This is a genomic window from Lysobacter sp. GQ73, from assembly GCF_059758755.1.
Genome location: NZ_JCAXEE010000003.1, coordinates 517,612 through 532,220, shown reverse-complemented (window position 1 = coordinate 532,220; position 14,609 = coordinate 517,612). Strand labels below are relative to the sequence as shown.

General features: G+C 67.0%; 14 protein-coding genes. 5 read left to right on the top strand and 9 right to left on the bottom strand.

What is annotated here, in order from left to right; genetic code table 11:
• Positions 1-124: 124 nt before the first annotated feature.
• Positions 125-1,867: a hypothetical protein gene (locus AC6CH2_RS12245; protein ID WP_498269454.1), complete on the bottom strand. Its 1,743-nt coding sequence runs from the start codon at positions 1,865-1,867 to the stop codon at positions 125-127.
• A gap of 545 nt (positions 1,868-2,412) precedes the next feature.
• Between AC6CH2_RS12245 and AC6CH2_RS12240 the strand changes: the two genes are divergently transcribed.
• The 3 genes from AC6CH2_RS12240 (at position 2,413) to AC6CH2_RS12230 (ending at position 4,563) form a co-directional block, all read left to right on the top strand.
• Positions 2,413-3,393: an MBL fold metallo-hydrolase gene (locus AC6CH2_RS12240; protein WP_498269453.1), complete on the top strand. Its 981-nt coding sequence runs from the start codon at positions 2,413-2,415 to the stop codon at positions 3,391-3,393.
• Positions 3,394-3,500: 107 nt separating this feature from the next.
• A complete protein-coding gene (locus AC6CH2_RS12235; protein WP_498269452.1) occupies positions 3,501-3,911 on the top strand; it encodes a DUF6228 family protein in 411 nt (136 codons plus the stop codon).
• Between the two features lie 181 nt (positions 3,912-4,092).
• Entirely contained in the window at positions 4,093-4,563 is a 471-nt protein-coding gene (locus AC6CH2_RS12230) for a group II truncated hemoglobin (RefSeq protein ID WP_498269451.1), read from the top strand.
• A 36-nt stretch (positions 4,564-4,599) separates the two neighbouring features.
• On the opposite strand, the gene AC6CH2_RS12225 is transcribed toward AC6CH2_RS12230, so the two are convergent.
• Positions 4,600-4,947 carry a hypothetical protein gene (locus tag AC6CH2_RS12225; RefSeq protein WP_498269450.1) on the bottom strand — a complete coding sequence of 116 codons (348 nt, stop codon included), beginning with the start codon at positions 4,945-4,947 and terminating at the stop codon, positions 4,600-4,602.
• A gap of 322 nt (positions 4,948-5,269) precedes the next feature.
• Here AC6CH2_RS12225 and AC6CH2_RS12220 point away from each other — a divergent pair, with 322 nt between their 5' ends.
• Positions 5,270-5,839 carry a hypothetical protein gene (locus AC6CH2_RS12220; protein ID WP_498269449.1) on the top strand — a complete coding sequence of 190 codons (570 nt, stop codon included), beginning with the start codon at positions 5,270-5,272 and terminating at the stop codon, positions 5,837-5,839.
• A 39-nt stretch (positions 5,840-5,878) separates the two neighbouring features.
• Positions 5,879-6,805, top strand: coding sequence for a hypothetical protein (locus tag AC6CH2_RS12215; protein WP_498269448.1), 927 nt, complete (start codon positions 5,879-5,881; stop codon positions 6,803-6,805).
• A 213-nt stretch (positions 6,806-7,018) separates the two neighbouring features.
• Here the strand turns inward: AC6CH2_RS12215 and AC6CH2_RS12210 are convergent, their stop codons facing one another.
• The 7 genes from AC6CH2_RS12210 to folP form a co-directional block, all read right to left on the bottom strand.
• Positions 7,019-7,210 carry a DUF2065 domain-containing protein gene (locus AC6CH2_RS12210; RefSeq protein ID WP_498269447.1) on the bottom strand — a complete coding sequence of 64 codons (192 nt, stop codon included), beginning with the start codon at positions 7,208-7,210 and terminating at the stop codon, positions 7,019-7,021.
• A gap of 6 nt (positions 7,211-7,216) precedes the next feature.
• Positions 7,217-8,080, bottom strand: a complete 864-nt coding sequence (gene hflC, locus AC6CH2_RS12205; RefSeq protein WP_498269446.1) for a protease modulator HflC — start codon at positions 8,078-8,080, stop codon at positions 7,217-7,219.
• Positions 8,077-9,192 carry an FtsH protease activity modulator HflK gene (gene hflK, locus AC6CH2_RS12200; RefSeq protein WP_498269445.1) on the bottom strand — a complete coding sequence of 372 codons (1,116 nt, stop codon included), beginning with the start codon at positions 9,190-9,192 and terminating at the stop codon, positions 8,077-8,079. Before hflK ends, hflC begins: the two co-directional genes overlap by 4 nt.
• Before the next feature lie 142 nt (positions 9,193-9,334).
• Positions 9,335-10,633, bottom strand: a complete 1,299-nt coding sequence (hflX, locus tag AC6CH2_RS12195) for a ribosome rescue GTPase HflX (protein ID WP_435395105.1) — start codon at positions 10,631-10,633, stop codon at positions 9,335-9,337.
• Positions 10,634-10,674: 41 nt separating this feature from the next.
• Positions 10,675-10,956 (bottom strand): RNA chaperone Hfq, encoded by a 282-nt coding sequence (gene hfq, locus AC6CH2_RS12190; protein WP_498269444.1) that lies wholly within the window; start codon positions 10,954-10,956, stop codon positions 10,675-10,677.
• A gap of 181 nt (positions 10,957-11,137) precedes the next feature.
• Complete coding sequence (miaA, locus tag AC6CH2_RS12185) at positions 11,138-12,109, bottom strand: tRNA (adenosine(37)-N6)-dimethylallyltransferase MiaA (protein WP_498269443.1); 972 nt, start codon at positions 12,107-12,109, stop codon at positions 11,138-11,140.
• A gap of 1,490 nt (positions 12,110-13,599) precedes the next feature.
• Positions 13,600-14,502: a dihydropteroate synthase gene (gene folP, locus AC6CH2_RS12180; RefSeq protein WP_498269442.1), complete on the bottom strand. Its 903-nt coding sequence runs from the start codon at positions 14,500-14,502 to the stop codon at positions 13,600-13,602.
• Positions 14,503-14,609 lie beyond the last annotated feature (107 nt).

Sequence of the window (14,609 nt, the reverse complement as noted above, 5' to 3'; positions counted from 1 at the left end):
GCCGGCCTGTTGGACAGCGGCCGCGCGCCGGACAAACCCGGACAAAACGCGGGCCCGGCCTTGCGCCGGGCCCGCAGGCCGCCGGGCGGTCCGACGCGCCCGGCGGCTTCAACCGCTCATGCCCTCACTTGCCTTGCGCCTCGCCCCGGCGCGCGTCGACGTAGTCGTCGATGCCGTTGCGGTCCTTGTCCAGGCGGCGGCCGCTGAGCTGGTAGTAGGTCCGCGTGCTCAACGCGCCTCGGACATAAGCGCGCTTCTCCGGGTCCCAGTAGGTCGCGCTGGGGTCGACGCTGTTGGCGGTGAAATACACCGTGGTCGACGGGAACAGGTCGATGTTGGTGCCCGGACGGCAGTCGGCCGTATCGGGACCGGCGGTGAAGCGGTCGGCCTGGCTCTTCTTGCAATCGTCGGCGGTGACGACCTCATAGACGTGGCGGGGCTGGTCGACCTTGGCGATCGGCACGCTCAAGCCCTTGCCCTGCGACAGACTGGCTTCGCGCAGCAGGGTGCGGGTGGTGTTCGGCCAGGGCTGGAACGGCACGCCGAGGAAGTCGGCGATGCGGCCGTTGACGACCATCTGGTCCAGCGCCAGCACGCGCGGCAGTTCCATCATCTGCAGGTCGCGTACCACCAGCGGAGCGGCGGCAAGGTTGAACACCCCGAGGTTGAGGTTGCCGACGCTGTCGAGCGTGCCGGCATCGAAGGCATGCAGGCGCGGGTTCAAGGCCATCGGGTTGCTCGCCACATCGCGCAGGGCGATGTCCTTGATCACGATCGGATTGAGCGTGGACAGGCCGAAGTTCACGCCGGCGAACGATGCCCCGATGTGGAACTTGACCCCGCCCGGCGCCTGCCCCGGCGGTCCCGGCAGGCCGGCGCAGCCGCCGGTGCCCCAGCCCGGGTTCGGCGTGCTCCACTTGACCGTGTAGGGGTAATAGGTGCCGCCCTGGAATACCTCCGAGGGCCCGATCGGGCCGATCACGGTCGGGTTGATCCACGGGCTGTTGCAGCCCGCGTAGGCCCAGTCGATCACCGGCGGCGTGGCCGAGGGATACAGCACCCGCAGATCCAGGCTGTGCGCCGGCGCCGCGTTCGGGTTGACCAGGTCCCAGTTCCACATCGTCTGCAGCGACAGGCCGACGTTGGCCGCCAGCACCGAGAATTCGTGGTCGCTGAAATGCCGGCGATAACCGGCGCGGTCCTCGGCGGTCAGGCTGCCGCCGGCCGGCATCACATGATGCTTGTAGGTGTCTTCGCCCGGGCCGACGATGGTGTTGTGGGCCAGGCCGTAGTTATGCCCGGCCTCGTGCGCGGCGGTGCCGCCGATCGAGTTGGCCCAGCGGTCGAGCGTGGAATTGGCGCCGTTCAAGGCGCCGCCGGGGCCGCCGGTCCAGCCTTGATAGGTGCCGCCCCAGACGTAGGAATAGTCGATCGCGATCGGGTCGTTGGTGTCGACGGCCTGGGCGAGACCGAACAGGCCGTCGGTCATGTTGGCCTTGGTCGTCACCGCGACGACGTTGCGGCGGGCGAACGTCGCCGGCGGCAGCGTCGAGCTAGGAATCACCTGCACGTTGAACTCGCAGTAATCGAGCTCGACCACATGGCTGACCGCATCGCGCAGCGCGACCGTGGTGCCGGTGTAGCTCGGCAGGTCGACCGCGGTGAACGGCGCCGCCGGGTTGGTGGCCGAAGCCGCGGAGAAACCGAACGACGGAAACGCCAGCGGCGCGGTCGGGTACACCAGATACAGCTTGTTGGCTTTGTTGGACGGGTTATAGGCCGGACAGGTGGCGGCCAGCGCCGATCCGCTCAGCGACAACAGCGCGAGCGCGAGCGCGGTACGCCGCAGTTGGGACGATTCCTTCATGACGCTACTCCATAAGCAGATGCATGGATGTGCGTCGCTGCGCGGCGCCGGCCTGCCGGATTCCGACGGCCCGGCGCCGCCTGCATCGACGGAAGCGGCGCAGTGCGGGCCTGCCGGCATGTCCGCCGCAGGCCGCGCTGTTCGCCGCCCCCGGTTCTAGTCGCATCGTCCTCGCCGCGACAGGACGAAACCGGGTCGAAACCGGGACGGCGCGGGAAGAATTCGCAACGCGGCCGGCGACCTTCGGTCAACAGTGATGGAGGTCTCCGGGCGTGCTTGATGCGCGTCGTGCACAGGAGAGATTGCGTGAGTCGCGAATCGCCCGTTGCCGGCCGGCTCGAGGCGACCGCCGCGGCCCGAATTCGTCCGAGCGAGCCTGCCGCGCGGCTCACACTGTTTCATCCCTCAAGCCCATCGACTCGCGCTTCTGGCCGATGATGAGTCTCGCGATAATGAGCATCGCCTGCCGACGACGTCACCGCTCATGCATCCCCCGGGCCGCGTTGTCGCCCGTCCGTATTCCACCGCCCTATCGAGAGCTCATCATGACTTGCAGCTGCCGCTCCGTCCTGGCCGCCCGCTTGCTGGCCTGCCTGACCCTGACCAGCTTGATCCTGGCCGGCTGTTCGGAACCCGAGCCGGCCGCGGCCGACACGCCCACCCCGGCTCCGGCCCCGACTTCGGCGACGCAGCAGCCGGCCAACCCCGACGTAATGCGCTTTCGCATCGGCGCGCTCGACGCTGCGGCGCTGAAGGACGGCGACATCGAGGTCGCCAACGACGGCAAGACCTTCGCCATCGGCCAGCCCGCCGATCAGGTGAACGCATTGCTTGCGGCCGCGGCTGCGCCCACCGACACACTGCACCTCAGCATCCAGCCTCTGCTGGTCCGCAGTGGCGGTCGCACCCTGCTGTTCGACACCGGCGCAGCGGACGCCTCGTTCGCGCGCGCCGGGCGCTTGCCCGCTTCTTTGCGCGCTGCCGGCGTCGAGCCGTCCCAGGTCACCGATGTCTTCATCTCGCACCAGCACCAGGATCACGTAGGCGGCCTGTTGACCCGCGACGGCGCGCTGGCTTTCCCCAACGCGGCCATCCACCTCTCGGCGCCGGAATGGGAAGCCCTGAAGAGCGACCGCGACGCCGCCGCGCTGGTCGCCGCGATCGCACCGAAAGTCGCGACCTTTCAGCCCGGCGCGACGATCGTTCCCGGCGTAGTCACCGCCGTGGCCGTCGACGGCCACACCCCGGGCCACAGCGCTTACGAAATCGCATCGGGCGACGAGCGCCTGCTGTACCTCGGCGACACCGCGCATCACCACGTGATCTCGGTGCAACGCCCCGAATGGACGGTGCAGTACGACATGAACGCACCGCTGGCCCAGACCAGCCGGCGCGCACTGCTGCAGCGCGCCGCCGACGGCAAGCTGCGCGTCTACGCCGTGCATTTCCCCTTCCCGGGGCTGGGGCAGGTCAAGGCCCAGGGCCACAGCTTCGTCTGGGAAGCCGAGCAGGACGCCGCTCGCTGATTCGTATGAAGGCGGCGCGCGTCGCAGTCGTTCGCACTGCGCGTGCGCCGTTGGCGAACTCGGATTCGCACAGGCAAGCGTCGCTTACACCAACAGCTGGCGGTTCGATGGAAACAACCGATTTCATCATCAGGTCGGTGCGCACTGACAAACAGCTTCGATTCTTTGATGCAGATGGCTATTCGTTCCGGGTGGAACTTCGCGGCGCGTCGATCCATGGCGCCCAGGAAGTCCATTGCCCTCTCGGCCCATCCGAGTTGATCCAGTTCTTCTCGCTCCTGGGCGCCTATATGCGCCCCTGGTCCGGGAGCGAACGATATACCTCGGTGGAAGGCGACTTCTCGCTCGCCGCCGCCTGCTCATCGCTGGGACAGGTAACGTTGACGATCGTCATCCACGGCGCCTTTGGAGCACCCGAGGAATGGGAAGTACGAAGCGGGCTTGAGCTGGAGCTTGGGCAACTGCCAGCAATCGCGACGGCCGCGAATCGCTTTTTTCGTGCCATGGCAGACACCTGAGTGCCGTGCGCGACTAAGCTTTTGGCTACCAAAAAACACCGGGTTACCCGAATGTTTCATTCGGTATTTCGTTGAACTGGTTACCGGTCGCATCTCGCGATGACGATAAGCTCCATGCAGCCTTCTCATCGAGGCTGTAGTCCCCCGTGACCCAGTCGCCCCACCGAATCCATACGACGTCATGTCCGAACAACGCATCCCCTCCCTGTACGACTGGCTCGGCGGCATCGATGCGCTGAACCGGCTGACCGATCGTTTCTACCTGCACGTCAAGGCCGATGCGCTGTTGGGGCCGGTGTTCGAACACATGGCCGCGGGCCATCCGGGCCATGTCGCTACCTTTCTCGCCGAGGTGCTTGGTGGGCCGGACGACTACAGCCAGCGACACGGCGGCCATCCGCATATGGTCCGGCAGCATCTCAACCGTCATCTGAGCCCGGAGATGCGGCGGCGCTGGGTCGGTCTGCTGCTGGAAACGGCGGACGAGCTCGGCATGCCCGACGACCCGGAGTTCCGCTCGGCGCTGGTGGGCTATCTGGAGTGGGGCTCGCGCCTGGCGGTGATCAATTCGCAGCCGGGCGTCACGGTCGATCCGCAGGCGCCGATGCCGCGCTGGGGCTGGGGCGAGGTCAAGGGCCCGTACACGGGCTGAGCCCGGCGGTTGCTGCCGCCGTCGGCAGCCGCCGCGCTACTGGATCGGCGTCTGCTGATGCTGGACCAGCAGCCATTCGGCTCCCGTCCGGCGATAGGTCGAGGTGCAGTACGCCCGATACGGATCGGCCTCCTCGCGAGTGCCTTCCGCGCGGTAGGCCAGCACCAGGGTCGCTTGATCGGGCCGGCCGATGACGCGTTCGGTCATGTCGACCGAAGCCCAACGTGGCGCCGAACGCAGGCTTTCGACGATCGCGCCGCCGCGCAGAATGCCGACCGGCTCGGCGAAGGCCATGACGCATTCCGGGCTCATCACACCCTCGTTGTCGTCGGCGCTGCCGAGCCAGAACCGCTCTTCCATGCCCCACGCCGCTTCGTCGTTCATCATCGCCTCCCGATTCGGATGCAGCCAGTGCGCTGCTTCGGATTCGCCGGCGATTGAGCGCCAGGCTATTTAAAGAATTCGTAGACAGACTGCTGAATATGCTCAACGACTTTTGCATCTACGTCGACTGCGACCAATCGATAGATTCCAAAGGTAATCCATGGCGGCGCTGAGCACCTGAACACTAACCGATCTCACAATTTCAAGAATTCGAATGTGCTTACTCATGGTCGCTTCCACAGTACCGGCACTGCGATGTTCTCACTCGCGCAGCAAATGATTTAATCGCGAAACAGGGGAACAAATGCACAAGGAGAATTGCATGAACAGAACTCTGTTAACGACGATCGTTGCACTTTTGGTGATCTCTTCCTTCAACGCTCGAGCCGTCAACGATACGATGCCTGCCGCGAAAGACACCGAAATCACTCAGGCATTGACCGCACTCGGAGAGGATGAACTAGCCCGTCGCGACATTGCGCTCCGGCTTGCACCGATCAAGAACTCGCAGGACCTAGCCACGTACATCCGATCCACACCGGAGTCTCTATCGCCTCTGACGGCGCTTTCCGAGGGAGCCAGGGCAAGATTTATCCACGGCTTATCATTCAACAAGAAAGGCCTGACAAGTTACAACTACGCAGACCTGAAAGAACAGCTGACAGCCAGCCAGGTTTATCGGATCCTGAGTTTATTTGGAGTCCAGCACACAACAGCCCTGATACATGGCGTTCGGCTTGGAAACGATACCGATAGAGCCATCATGCGTCTGGATGAAAATGCCAGCACCGTTCGGCCGACAAGCGACTACAATGACTACAGATGCGTAACACCGGCCACCTGCGGACGTGCTACCGACTACATCTGCATAGGCGGTAACTGCGCTAAGTAATAGCAGCACCGCCCTGCGTGACGAACCGACGAGCTATCGATGAAGAACTCCCTCATTCTGGCCCTTGCCGGTTCGCTGCTTTGCTCGATCTTCGCCATGACGTCGGCGAGGTCGACGGAGTCCGCGAAGCTGAGCGTCGTCGAAGAAAGGTTCCAGCAATTCGACCGGGTCGTGATTTCGGTGCTGGATAAACCCGATGCGGAAAGGGCTGCCGCCATCGCACGCGGTTATCGGAGACTGTTCGCAAACGAGGTCGCGCGAACCGAGGCGAATCGATCGGCCAAGGATCTGTCGCTGGGGTTTCGTGCGGCCTCGCAGGCCGCTTTCTACACGCTCGACGAGCGCTATCTCGACGATATGTCGCAGTACCTGGCCTTGTTGGAGGCCAAGCAGCAAGCCACGCCAGCGCACTACACGACGATGTATGGCGCCTTCGTCCAAACCCGGCGCCTGGACGACGCGGCGGCGCTGTACGCACGCCATGGCAATCCCGGGATGGAACCGCTTCCGCCGCGAGAACAGGCAACCGCGGCCGACCATGGCCCGCGCGAATGGACAATCACCGAGCGCGGCGCTCTGTCGTTGCAGCTCCGCCGGGCCAAGGCGACGCAGATCATCGTGGTCGCCCATCCTTCCTGCGCTTTCACCCGCCGCGCGGTGGCGGACCTGAAAGCGGCGCCGGGCGGATCGGCAGGGTTCTTTGCCGGCGCCCACTGGCTGACGCCGCAGGATCGCCGGTTCGGGATCGATACGCTTCGAGATTGGAACCGGCAGCACCCCGATGCGGCGATGTCGGTCGTCTACAAGGAAAAAGACTGGCGCGAACTCGACACCTGGAACACGCCGACCTTTTACTTCATCAAGGACGGCCGGGTGGTCCGCAAGATCGTCGGCTGGCCCGGCCCGGAACGGGTCCGGGAAGTGACCGAAGCGGCAGGCGCAATCGGTATTTCAGAATCACGCTGATCACCGCTTATCTTTTGGCTTTGCAAGAGAAAGTAATCCTGCCGCGTCAGCGACGGAACCTCAGTCTTGATGTTGCTTCTCCGCTCTGCGGCCAGAGACGAAACAGCCGCCGGTTGCGCGGTCGCGGCTTGCGCCGCTCCTGCCCTGATGAGCTGCCGTCGACATCGGCGCGAGATCGAGGCGTCGCGGTCGCGCCGGTGAGCGGCCTAGCCCTCACTCGCCCCGCAGCACCCACAGCGACACCACGCCGATCGCGACCACCACGCCGCCTACGATGCGCAGGTGGCGGTCGGGCAAGGCCTGCAGTTGTTCGGCTGCGCGTTTCCAGCCGTTCGGGGCGACGAACAGGAACAGGCCTTCGAGCACTGCGACGAGGCACAGCGCCCGGATCAACTCACCGACCATGCGCGATCAGCGGTCGGACTTGAGGTATTGCAGGAACGGATCGTCGCGGTCGAGCACGATCACGCTCTGGCCATCGGCGAAGGACTTGCGATAGCTCTCCAGGCTGCGCTGGAAGGTGAAGAACGCCGGGTCCTTGCTGGCGGCCTCGCCGTACACGCGGGTGGCTTCGGCGTCGCCTTCGCCGCGCAGGCGCTGGGCGTCGCGCTCGGCTTCGGCCAGGATCACGGTCTTATCGCGATCGGCGGTGGCGCGGATCGCCTGCGCCTGCTCGACGCCCTCGGCGCGCAACTGGCTGGCGACCTGCAGGCGCTGCGAGCGCATCTGGTTGTAGACCGAGGCCAGCACGTTGCTGTCCTGCGGCAGGTCGATGCGCTTGATGCGGATGTCCTTGATGCGGATGCCCAAGGTCGCGGCGCCCTTGTTGATCGTTTGGAGCTGCTTGCCGATCACCGCTTCGCGATCGCCCTTGACTACGTCGAGCAGCTTCAGCGAGTTGATCTCGTTGCGCAGCGAGTCGCGGATGATCGGCGCCAGGCGCTCGACCGCGACCGTCTCGTCGCCGCCGGTGGCCTGGAAGAAGCGGCGCATGTCGTCGATCTGGCCGAGGGCGAAGAAGTCGACGCTGACATCGAGCTTATCGGCGGTCAGGTAACGCTCCGGCGGCGATTCGAGGATCTGCAGGCGGCGGTCGAACACGCGCGCGGTCTCGATCAGCGGCCACTTGAAGCGCAGGCCGGGGCCGATGTCCTCGCGCACCACGGTGCCGAGGCGGAACACGATCGCGCTGTGGCCTTCGCTGACCACGAACACCGAACCCAGCAACGCGAGCAGCAGCGCGATGCCCGCGGCAATCAGGGCGGGAACTCTCATCGGATCACCTCATCGCGGGACTTGGGGCGCGCAGGCCGGCCGACATAGGGCACGGTCGCCTGCGATTCGGTCGCGGTGACCGGGCTCAGCATTTCCGGCTGGGTCACCAGCGGCACGCTGACCGGGCCCGGCGTGGTCGGCACGTTGCGGTCCATCGGCACGTACAGCACCTGGCGCGAATCGCCGCCGACGATCTTGCGGTTCTGGCTCAGCACTTCCTGCACGGTGTCGAGCCACAGCCGCTTGCGGGTGACGTCGGGCGCGCCCTTGTACTGTTCGACCAGCAGCGAGAAGCGGGTCGCGTCGCCCTGGGCGCGGGCGATGGTCGAGGTCTTGTAGCCCTCGGCCGTGGTGCGCACGCGCTGGGCCTCGCCTCGCGCTTCCGGGACGATCTGCTTAGCGTAGGCCTGGGCCTGGTTGATCGAGGTGGTCTTGTCGGCGTTGGCGCGCTGGGCCTCGTCGAACGCGTCCTTGACCTCGTCCGGCGGGCGGGCGTTGGGCAGGTTGAGCTCGGTCAGGATCAGGCCGGTCTCGTAGTCCTTGAGCGAGGCCTGCAGGCGCTGGCGCACCTGCGCGGTCAGCAGGCTGCGCGCGCCGAGCACGGTGTCGAGGTCGGAGCGGCCGATCTGCTCGCGCACCGCGCTCTGCGCGGCCTGCTTGAGCACGTCGTCGGGCTTGCGCGAACCGAACAGGTACAGGCGCGGCGATTCGATCCGGTACTGGGCGTTGATCTCGACGTTGACCATGTTGCCGTCGCGGGTCAGCACCGGGATGGTCTCGGTGTAGGCCTGGCTCTGGGTCGCGTTGAGCTTGGTCACGCGTTCGATCGGCCACGGCGCCTTGAAGTGCGGGCCGGGCTGGAGGACGCGCGAGAACACGCCGAAGCGCAGGACCACGCCGCGTTCCTGCTCGGTGACGAGCACGAAGCAGTTGAACACCAGCCACAAGCCGAGCAGCAGCGCGACCCAGCGCAGGATCCCGCCGCCTCCGTTGCCGAACAAGCCGCGCAAGGGCTCGATCACAGCATCGAGACCGCGACCTTGCGGTTTGCGTTGTCGCGGCGGACGCGGGTTGTCGCCGGAATTGTCACTGCCAGGGGTGTTCCAGGCCATGCCTGCTCCTAAAGATGTGGGCGCCGGGCGGAACGTCCTGTCCAGCCCACGGCACCGGCCACGGCCTGCGCCGCGACCGGTCCACGGCGCCGGTGGCGCCGCGGGAGTCCGCACGCGTCACCCGCGCACGAACCCGTCGATTCTAGGTGGGGGCCTGAACGGCCTCAAGCAAGGGGCGCAATGCCTCGCCGTTGGGCTGGGCGAACAGGCGCTGGGCGTCGGCCACGGCCAGGTCGACCTCGACCAGCCAGCCATGCTCGTCGGCCTGCTCCGAACGCACCGCGCCGAGCTCGTGCAGGCGCGCGCGCAGGCGGGCGTCCTGCGGCGCGATCCGCACGCTGCCGGCGACATGGCGCAGCTGCAGGGCCTCGCCCAGGGCGCTGCGCAGCAGGTCCAGGCCCTGGCCGTCGCGGGCCGAGACCCAGACCCGGCTGTTGTCTTCGCCGGGCCGGTCGATGCGCGGCTCGACCCCGTCGAGGCGGTCGATCTTGTTGAACACCAGCACCTGCGGCAGGTCGCCGGCGCCGATTTCGTTCAGGACCGCGTCGACCTGGGCGATGCGCTCGTCGCGCAGCGGGTCGGCGGCGTCGATCACGTGCAGCAGCAGGTCGGCCTCGCGCGCCTCCGACAGGGTCGAGCGGAACGCGGCGACCAGTTCGTGCGGCAGGTCGCGGACGAAGCCGACCGTGTCGGCCAGCACCGCGGCGCCGCCGGACAGCTCGATCCGGCGCACGGTCGGGTCGAGGGTCGCGAACAACTGGTCGGCGGCGTAGGCCTCGGCGCCGGTCATCGCATTGAACAGGGTGGATTTGCCGGCATTGGTGTAGCCGACCAGGGCCACGCGCGGCAGCTCGCTGCGCAGGCGCGCGCGACGCATCTGGGTGCGCTGCACTTCGACCTTGTCGAGCCGGCGCTGCAACTGCTCCAGGCGTTTCTGCAGCAGGCGCCGGTCGGTCTCGAGCTGGGTCTCGCCGGGGCCGCGCAGGCCGATCGAACCGCCGCGCTGGCGCTCCAGGTGGGTCCAGCCGCGCACCAGACGGGTCGCCATGTGCTTGAGCTGGGCCAGTTCGACCTGCAGCTTGCCTTCCGAGCTCTTCGCGCGCTGCGAGAATATGTCGAGGATCAGGCCGGTGCGGTCGACCACGCGCCGTTCGAGGAAGCGCTCGAGATTGCGCTCCTGGCCCGGCGACAAGGGGTGGTTGACCAGGATCAGGTCGGCGCCGCTGGCCTCGGCGGCGGCCTTGACCTCGTCGAGCTTGCCGCTGCCGATCAGGGTCGCCGCGTTCGGGCGGTCGATGCGCGCGGTCAGGACCGCGGCCACGCTCGCGCCCGCCGACCTGGCCAGGTCGGCGAACTCTTCCAGCAGGTCCTCGTCCGGCGGGCCGCCGGCATGAGGCTGGATCAGCAGCGCATGCTCGCCCTTGCGCGAACGTTCAAACACGGGTTCGCACCGTCGGCGCGCGCGCCGCCATGGTCGTCGAATTACTCAGTTTCGTCGCCGCCGTCGCTATTGTCGCTGCCATCGGCGGACTGCACATAGCCGCCGCCCGGACCGACGCGGACGTTGCGCGCGGGAACGACGGTGGAAATGGCGTGCTTGTAGACCATCTGACTCACGGTATTGCGCAACAGCACCACGAATTGGTCGAAGGATTCGATCGTGCCCTGCAGCTTGATGCCGTTGACCAGGTAGACCGAGACCGGCACGCGTTCGCGACGCAGCGCATTCAGGAAAGGATCCTGCAGGGATTGCCCCTTAGACATCTTCTAATTCCCCAGCATGTTCTAGTTATTAGGACGGCACGCCCGGCACCGGTGGTGCGGAGCACGGCCGTATCGCCGGCTGTTGTCCCCACAGGGGCGACCGGCCGATGTTAACGCAAGTGAAAGCAAACATTGCGACCCGGTTCCGGGTTTGCGCGCACATTCCGGGCGCCGGATGCGGCTAGGGCCGGCCCGCGCCCATAAACAGGGCCAGGGCGCGCTCCAGTCCGGCCGCATCGCGCAAAGGATCGAACCAACGGGCGTCAAGCTCGCCGCGCAGCCAGGTCAACTGGCGCTTGGCGAGCTGGCGGGTCGCATAAACGCCGCGATCGCGGAACTCGCGGACATCGTAGTCGCCGTCGAGATGCTCCCAGGCCTGGCGGTAGCCGACCGCGCGGAGCGCCGGCAAGTCCCGCGGCCGAGGATGCGCCTGCAGCGCGGGCAGCGCGCGCAGGTCGCGGACTTCGTCGAGGAAGCCCTGGGCGAGCATCTGCTCGAAGCGGCGCTCGATGCGGCCGTGCAGGACCGCGCGATCGGCCGGGGCCAGCACCAGCTTGAGCACCCGGTACGGCAGCCGCGGCGCGGCGAGCGAGTCGCGGCGCCAGTCGCTGATGCTGCGTCCGGACAACCGGAACACTTCCAGCGCGCGCTGGATCCGCTGGGCGTCGGTGACGTGGATGCGCGCGGCCGCCTCGGGGTCGATCTGCGCCAGTTGCGCGTGCAGGGCGTCCCAGCCGAGCGTTTCGGCTTCAGCGGCAAGTTGCGCGCGGGTGGCCGGGTCGGCCTCGGGCATGGCCGACAGACCATGCAGCAAGGCGTGGAAGTACAGCCCGGTGCCGCCGGCGAGGATCGGCAGGCGCCCGCGGCCGGCGATGTCGTCGAGGGCGCGGCGGGCGTCGAGCGCGAACTCGGCGGCCGAGTACGGCTGCCAGGGCTCGCGCAGGTCGATCAGGTGGTGCGGCACGCAGGCCTGCTCGGCGGCGCTCGGTTTGGCCGCGCCGATGTCGAGGCCGCGATAGACCAGGGCCGAATCGACGCTGACGATCTCGCCGCCCAGGCGCTGCGCCCAATCCAGGGCGAGCGCGGTCTTGCCCGACGCGGTCGGGCCCATCAGGGCGATGGCGAGCGGGCGGGGATCGGCAGAAGCGTTCATGCGGGACGGCGGCACGGCGGTAGAGCGAGCCGGCAGCCTCGCACAGGCGCGGGCCTCGAGGAAGCGCACACCCGCCGCGCCTTGCCCGCGCGCGGCCCGGATGGGGCGCGGGCGAGGCGCGGCGAGCGCGCTCCACAGAAGCTGTGGAGAAGCACTGGGGCAAGCCTGTGGACAAGCCCGTCGCGCCCAGGCCCGGCAAGGCATGGCGCTTGTTTGTCGCTTTTTTGACCAGGCGATGACGTTTGTCCACACAGCCTGTGGACAAGCCTGCGGACAGTCTTCGCGAAGCCGACGCAATGCGTTGCGGCGTAACGCTCGCGATAAGTTTGATCATTTATTGATCACTGATTTTTCTTGACTTGCATCGCATTGTCGGCATCCCGGAGCGAGACCGACCGCAGGCACGACGAGGCCGCGCGCAAGCCAGAGCGAGCGCTGTCCACAATCGCTGTGGACAAACCTGCGGACAGACACCGCGCAACCGTGTTTCACGCCTTGTGTGACAAGGGCGCGACAGGTTTGATCAAATTTTCGCCACCCAACTCGGCGGGAAAAATTCGCGGGAAATCGGCGTCGAAGGCTTGACATCGAAGCCGAGGCGAATCGCGACGAGCGCCGCTCGCCGCTGCCGACACGATCGGCATGGTGTCGCGTCGCCTCGCAACAAACAGGCGACCGAGTCGTCCGCGCCCATGCATGGCGATGTCCACAAGGCCTGTGGACAAACCTGCGGACAGCGGCGATGGAATCGGGTTTCACGCCTTACGCCGCAAGGGCGCGGCAACTATGGCGAAACTTTGACCGCCCCTGGAACGAGGTCGAATCGCATCGCTGAGCTCGGCATCGCGCCGGCTGTCGGCGTTCGAGCACGGCTCGCGGCATCCGATCCCCGTCGCGAATCGCGCAGAACTCGCAGCGACTGCACGCATGCCGGCCATCGTTTGCGCGAAACCGCCGCGGCGATGTCCACAAACGCTGTGGACAAGGCTGCGGACACACGCGGTGGAATCGGGTTCCACGCCTTGTGTCGCAAAGGCGTCCGAATCATGGCGAAATTTTGACCATGCGCTCCGCATCGAAGGACATGGGTCACTCGCTTCGTCGAATGCTTGACTTCGCGCAGTCGCGAACGCCGACGGATTGCAGCGTCGATGGGGCGCGAGGCCGTGGTGTTCGGAATCCGGAATCGCCGATCCGGTGCATGCGAGCGCATCGCAGCGGCCGCATCGCGCTGCCCACCACGCCTGTGGACAAGGCTGCGGACAATCTTCGTGCAGCATGTTTCACGCCTTGTGCGGCAAGGCTTTCGCAATCGCGGCGATTGTTGAGGACGAGATACTGCGATTCGGGCAGACGCATCTTTCGCCAGCCTGTCCCACGCGATGCACCATGCCGCAGAGCGAGCGCGGCGACGGCGATTTTCCGAGGCGCGTGGCGAGCGAACCGTCCCCTCGATGACCGAGCGCTCGGCACCGAAGCGCCGAACCGGCTCAGTCGTCGTCGGGCCACTTCAGGCTCGGCGCCGAGGCGGCCGCGCGCCGCGGCATCGGCTGCGCCGCGACCGCTTCCCAGACCTTGATCGCGTCGACGGTGGCGGCGACGTCGTGCACGCGCAGCAGCTTCGCACCGCGCTGGGCGGCGATCAGGTGTGCGGCGACCGAGCCGTGGACGCGCTGCCGCGCCTCGTCGCGGCCGGTAAGCTCGCCGATGCTGCGCTTGCGCGACAGTCCCGCGAGCACCGGCACGCCGAGTTCGCCGAAGCGCTCCAGTTGCGCGAGCAGGGCCAGGTTGTGGGCCAGGGTCTTGCCGAAGCCGAAGCCGGGGTCGACGACGATGCGTTTCTTGGCGATGCCGGCCATCTCGGCGGCGAACAGGCGCTCGACCAGGAAACGGTGCACCTCGGCGACGACATTGTCGTAGACCGGGTCGGCCTGCATCGAGCGCGGCTCGCCCTGCATGTGCATCAATACCACCGGTACGCCGAGTTCGGCCGCGGCGTCGAGCGCGCCCTCGCGGCGCAGCGCGTAGACATCGTTGATCAGCCCGGCACCGGCGGCGACCGCGGCGCGCATCACCTCCGGTTTGGAGGTATCGATGCTGATCGGCAGCCCGGTCGCGCCGGCCAGGCGTTCGATCACCGGAATCGTGCGGCGCAGCTCTTCTTCCAGCGGCACCTCGGCGGCGCCGGGCCGAGTCGATTCGCCGCCGATATCGAGCAGGTCCGCGCCCTCTTCCGCCAGCTTCAGGCCATGCGCGACCGCGGCCTCCAGGCTGTTGTGGGCGCCGCCGTCGGAAAAGGAATCGGGCGTCACGTTGACGATGCCCATGATGCGCGGGCGGTCGAGAACCAAGCGGCGGCCGTTGCAATCGAGGGTGGGGGCGAGATCGAACATGGGTGCGCCGTCTGGGATTCGAGAGTTGGACTCGGGACTCGGGACTCGGGACTCGGGACTCGGGACTCGGGACTCGGGACTCGGGACTCGGGACTCGGGACTCGGGA

Coding starts and splice junctions, on each gene's coding strand:
- AC6CH2_RS12245 (WP_498269454.1), bottom strand. CDS start 1,867: ATGAAGGAATCGTCCCAACTGCGGCGTACCGCGCTCGCGCTCGCGCTG.
- AC6CH2_RS12240 (WP_498269453.1), top strand. CDS start 2,413: ATGACTTGCAGCTGCCGCTCCGTCCTGGCCGCCCGCTTGCTGGCCTGC.
- AC6CH2_RS12235 (WP_498269452.1), top strand. CDS start 3,501: ATGGAAACAACCGATTTCATCATCAGGTCGGTGCGCACTGACAAACAG.
- AC6CH2_RS12230 (WP_498269451.1), top strand. CDS start 4,093: ATGTCCGAACAACGCATCCCCTCCCTGTACGACTGGCTCGGCGGCATC.
- AC6CH2_RS12225 (WP_498269450.1), bottom strand. CDS start 4,947: ATGAACGACGAAGCGGCGTGGGGCATGGAAGAGCGGTTCTGGCTCGGC.
- AC6CH2_RS12220 (WP_498269449.1), top strand. CDS start 5,270: ATGAACAGAACTCTGTTAACGACGATCGTTGCACTTTTGGTGATCTCT.
- AC6CH2_RS12215 (WP_498269448.1), top strand. CDS start 5,879: ATGAAGAACTCCCTCATTCTGGCCCTTGCCGGTTCGCTGCTTTGCTCG.
- AC6CH2_RS12210 (WP_498269447.1), bottom strand. CDS start 7,210: ATGGTCGGTGAGTTGATCCGGGCGCTGTGCCTCGTCGCAGTGCTCGAA.
- hflC (WP_498269446.1), bottom strand. CDS start 8,080: ATGAGAGTTCCCGCCCTGATTGCCGCGGGCATCGCGCTGCTGCTCGCG.
- hflK (WP_498269445.1), bottom strand. CDS start 9,192: ATGGCCTGGAACACCCCTGGCAGTGACAATTCCGGCGACAACCCGCGT.
- hfq (WP_498269444.1), bottom strand. CDS start 10,956: ATGTCTAAGGGGCAATCCCTGCAGGATCCTTTCCTGAATGCGCTGCGT.
- miaA (WP_498269443.1), bottom strand. CDS start 12,109: ATGAACGCTTCTGCCGATCCCCGCCCGCTCGCCATCGCCCTGATGGGC.
- folP (WP_498269442.1), bottom strand. CDS start 14,502: ATGTTCGATCTCGCCCCCACCCTCGATTGCAACGGCCGCCGCTTGGTT.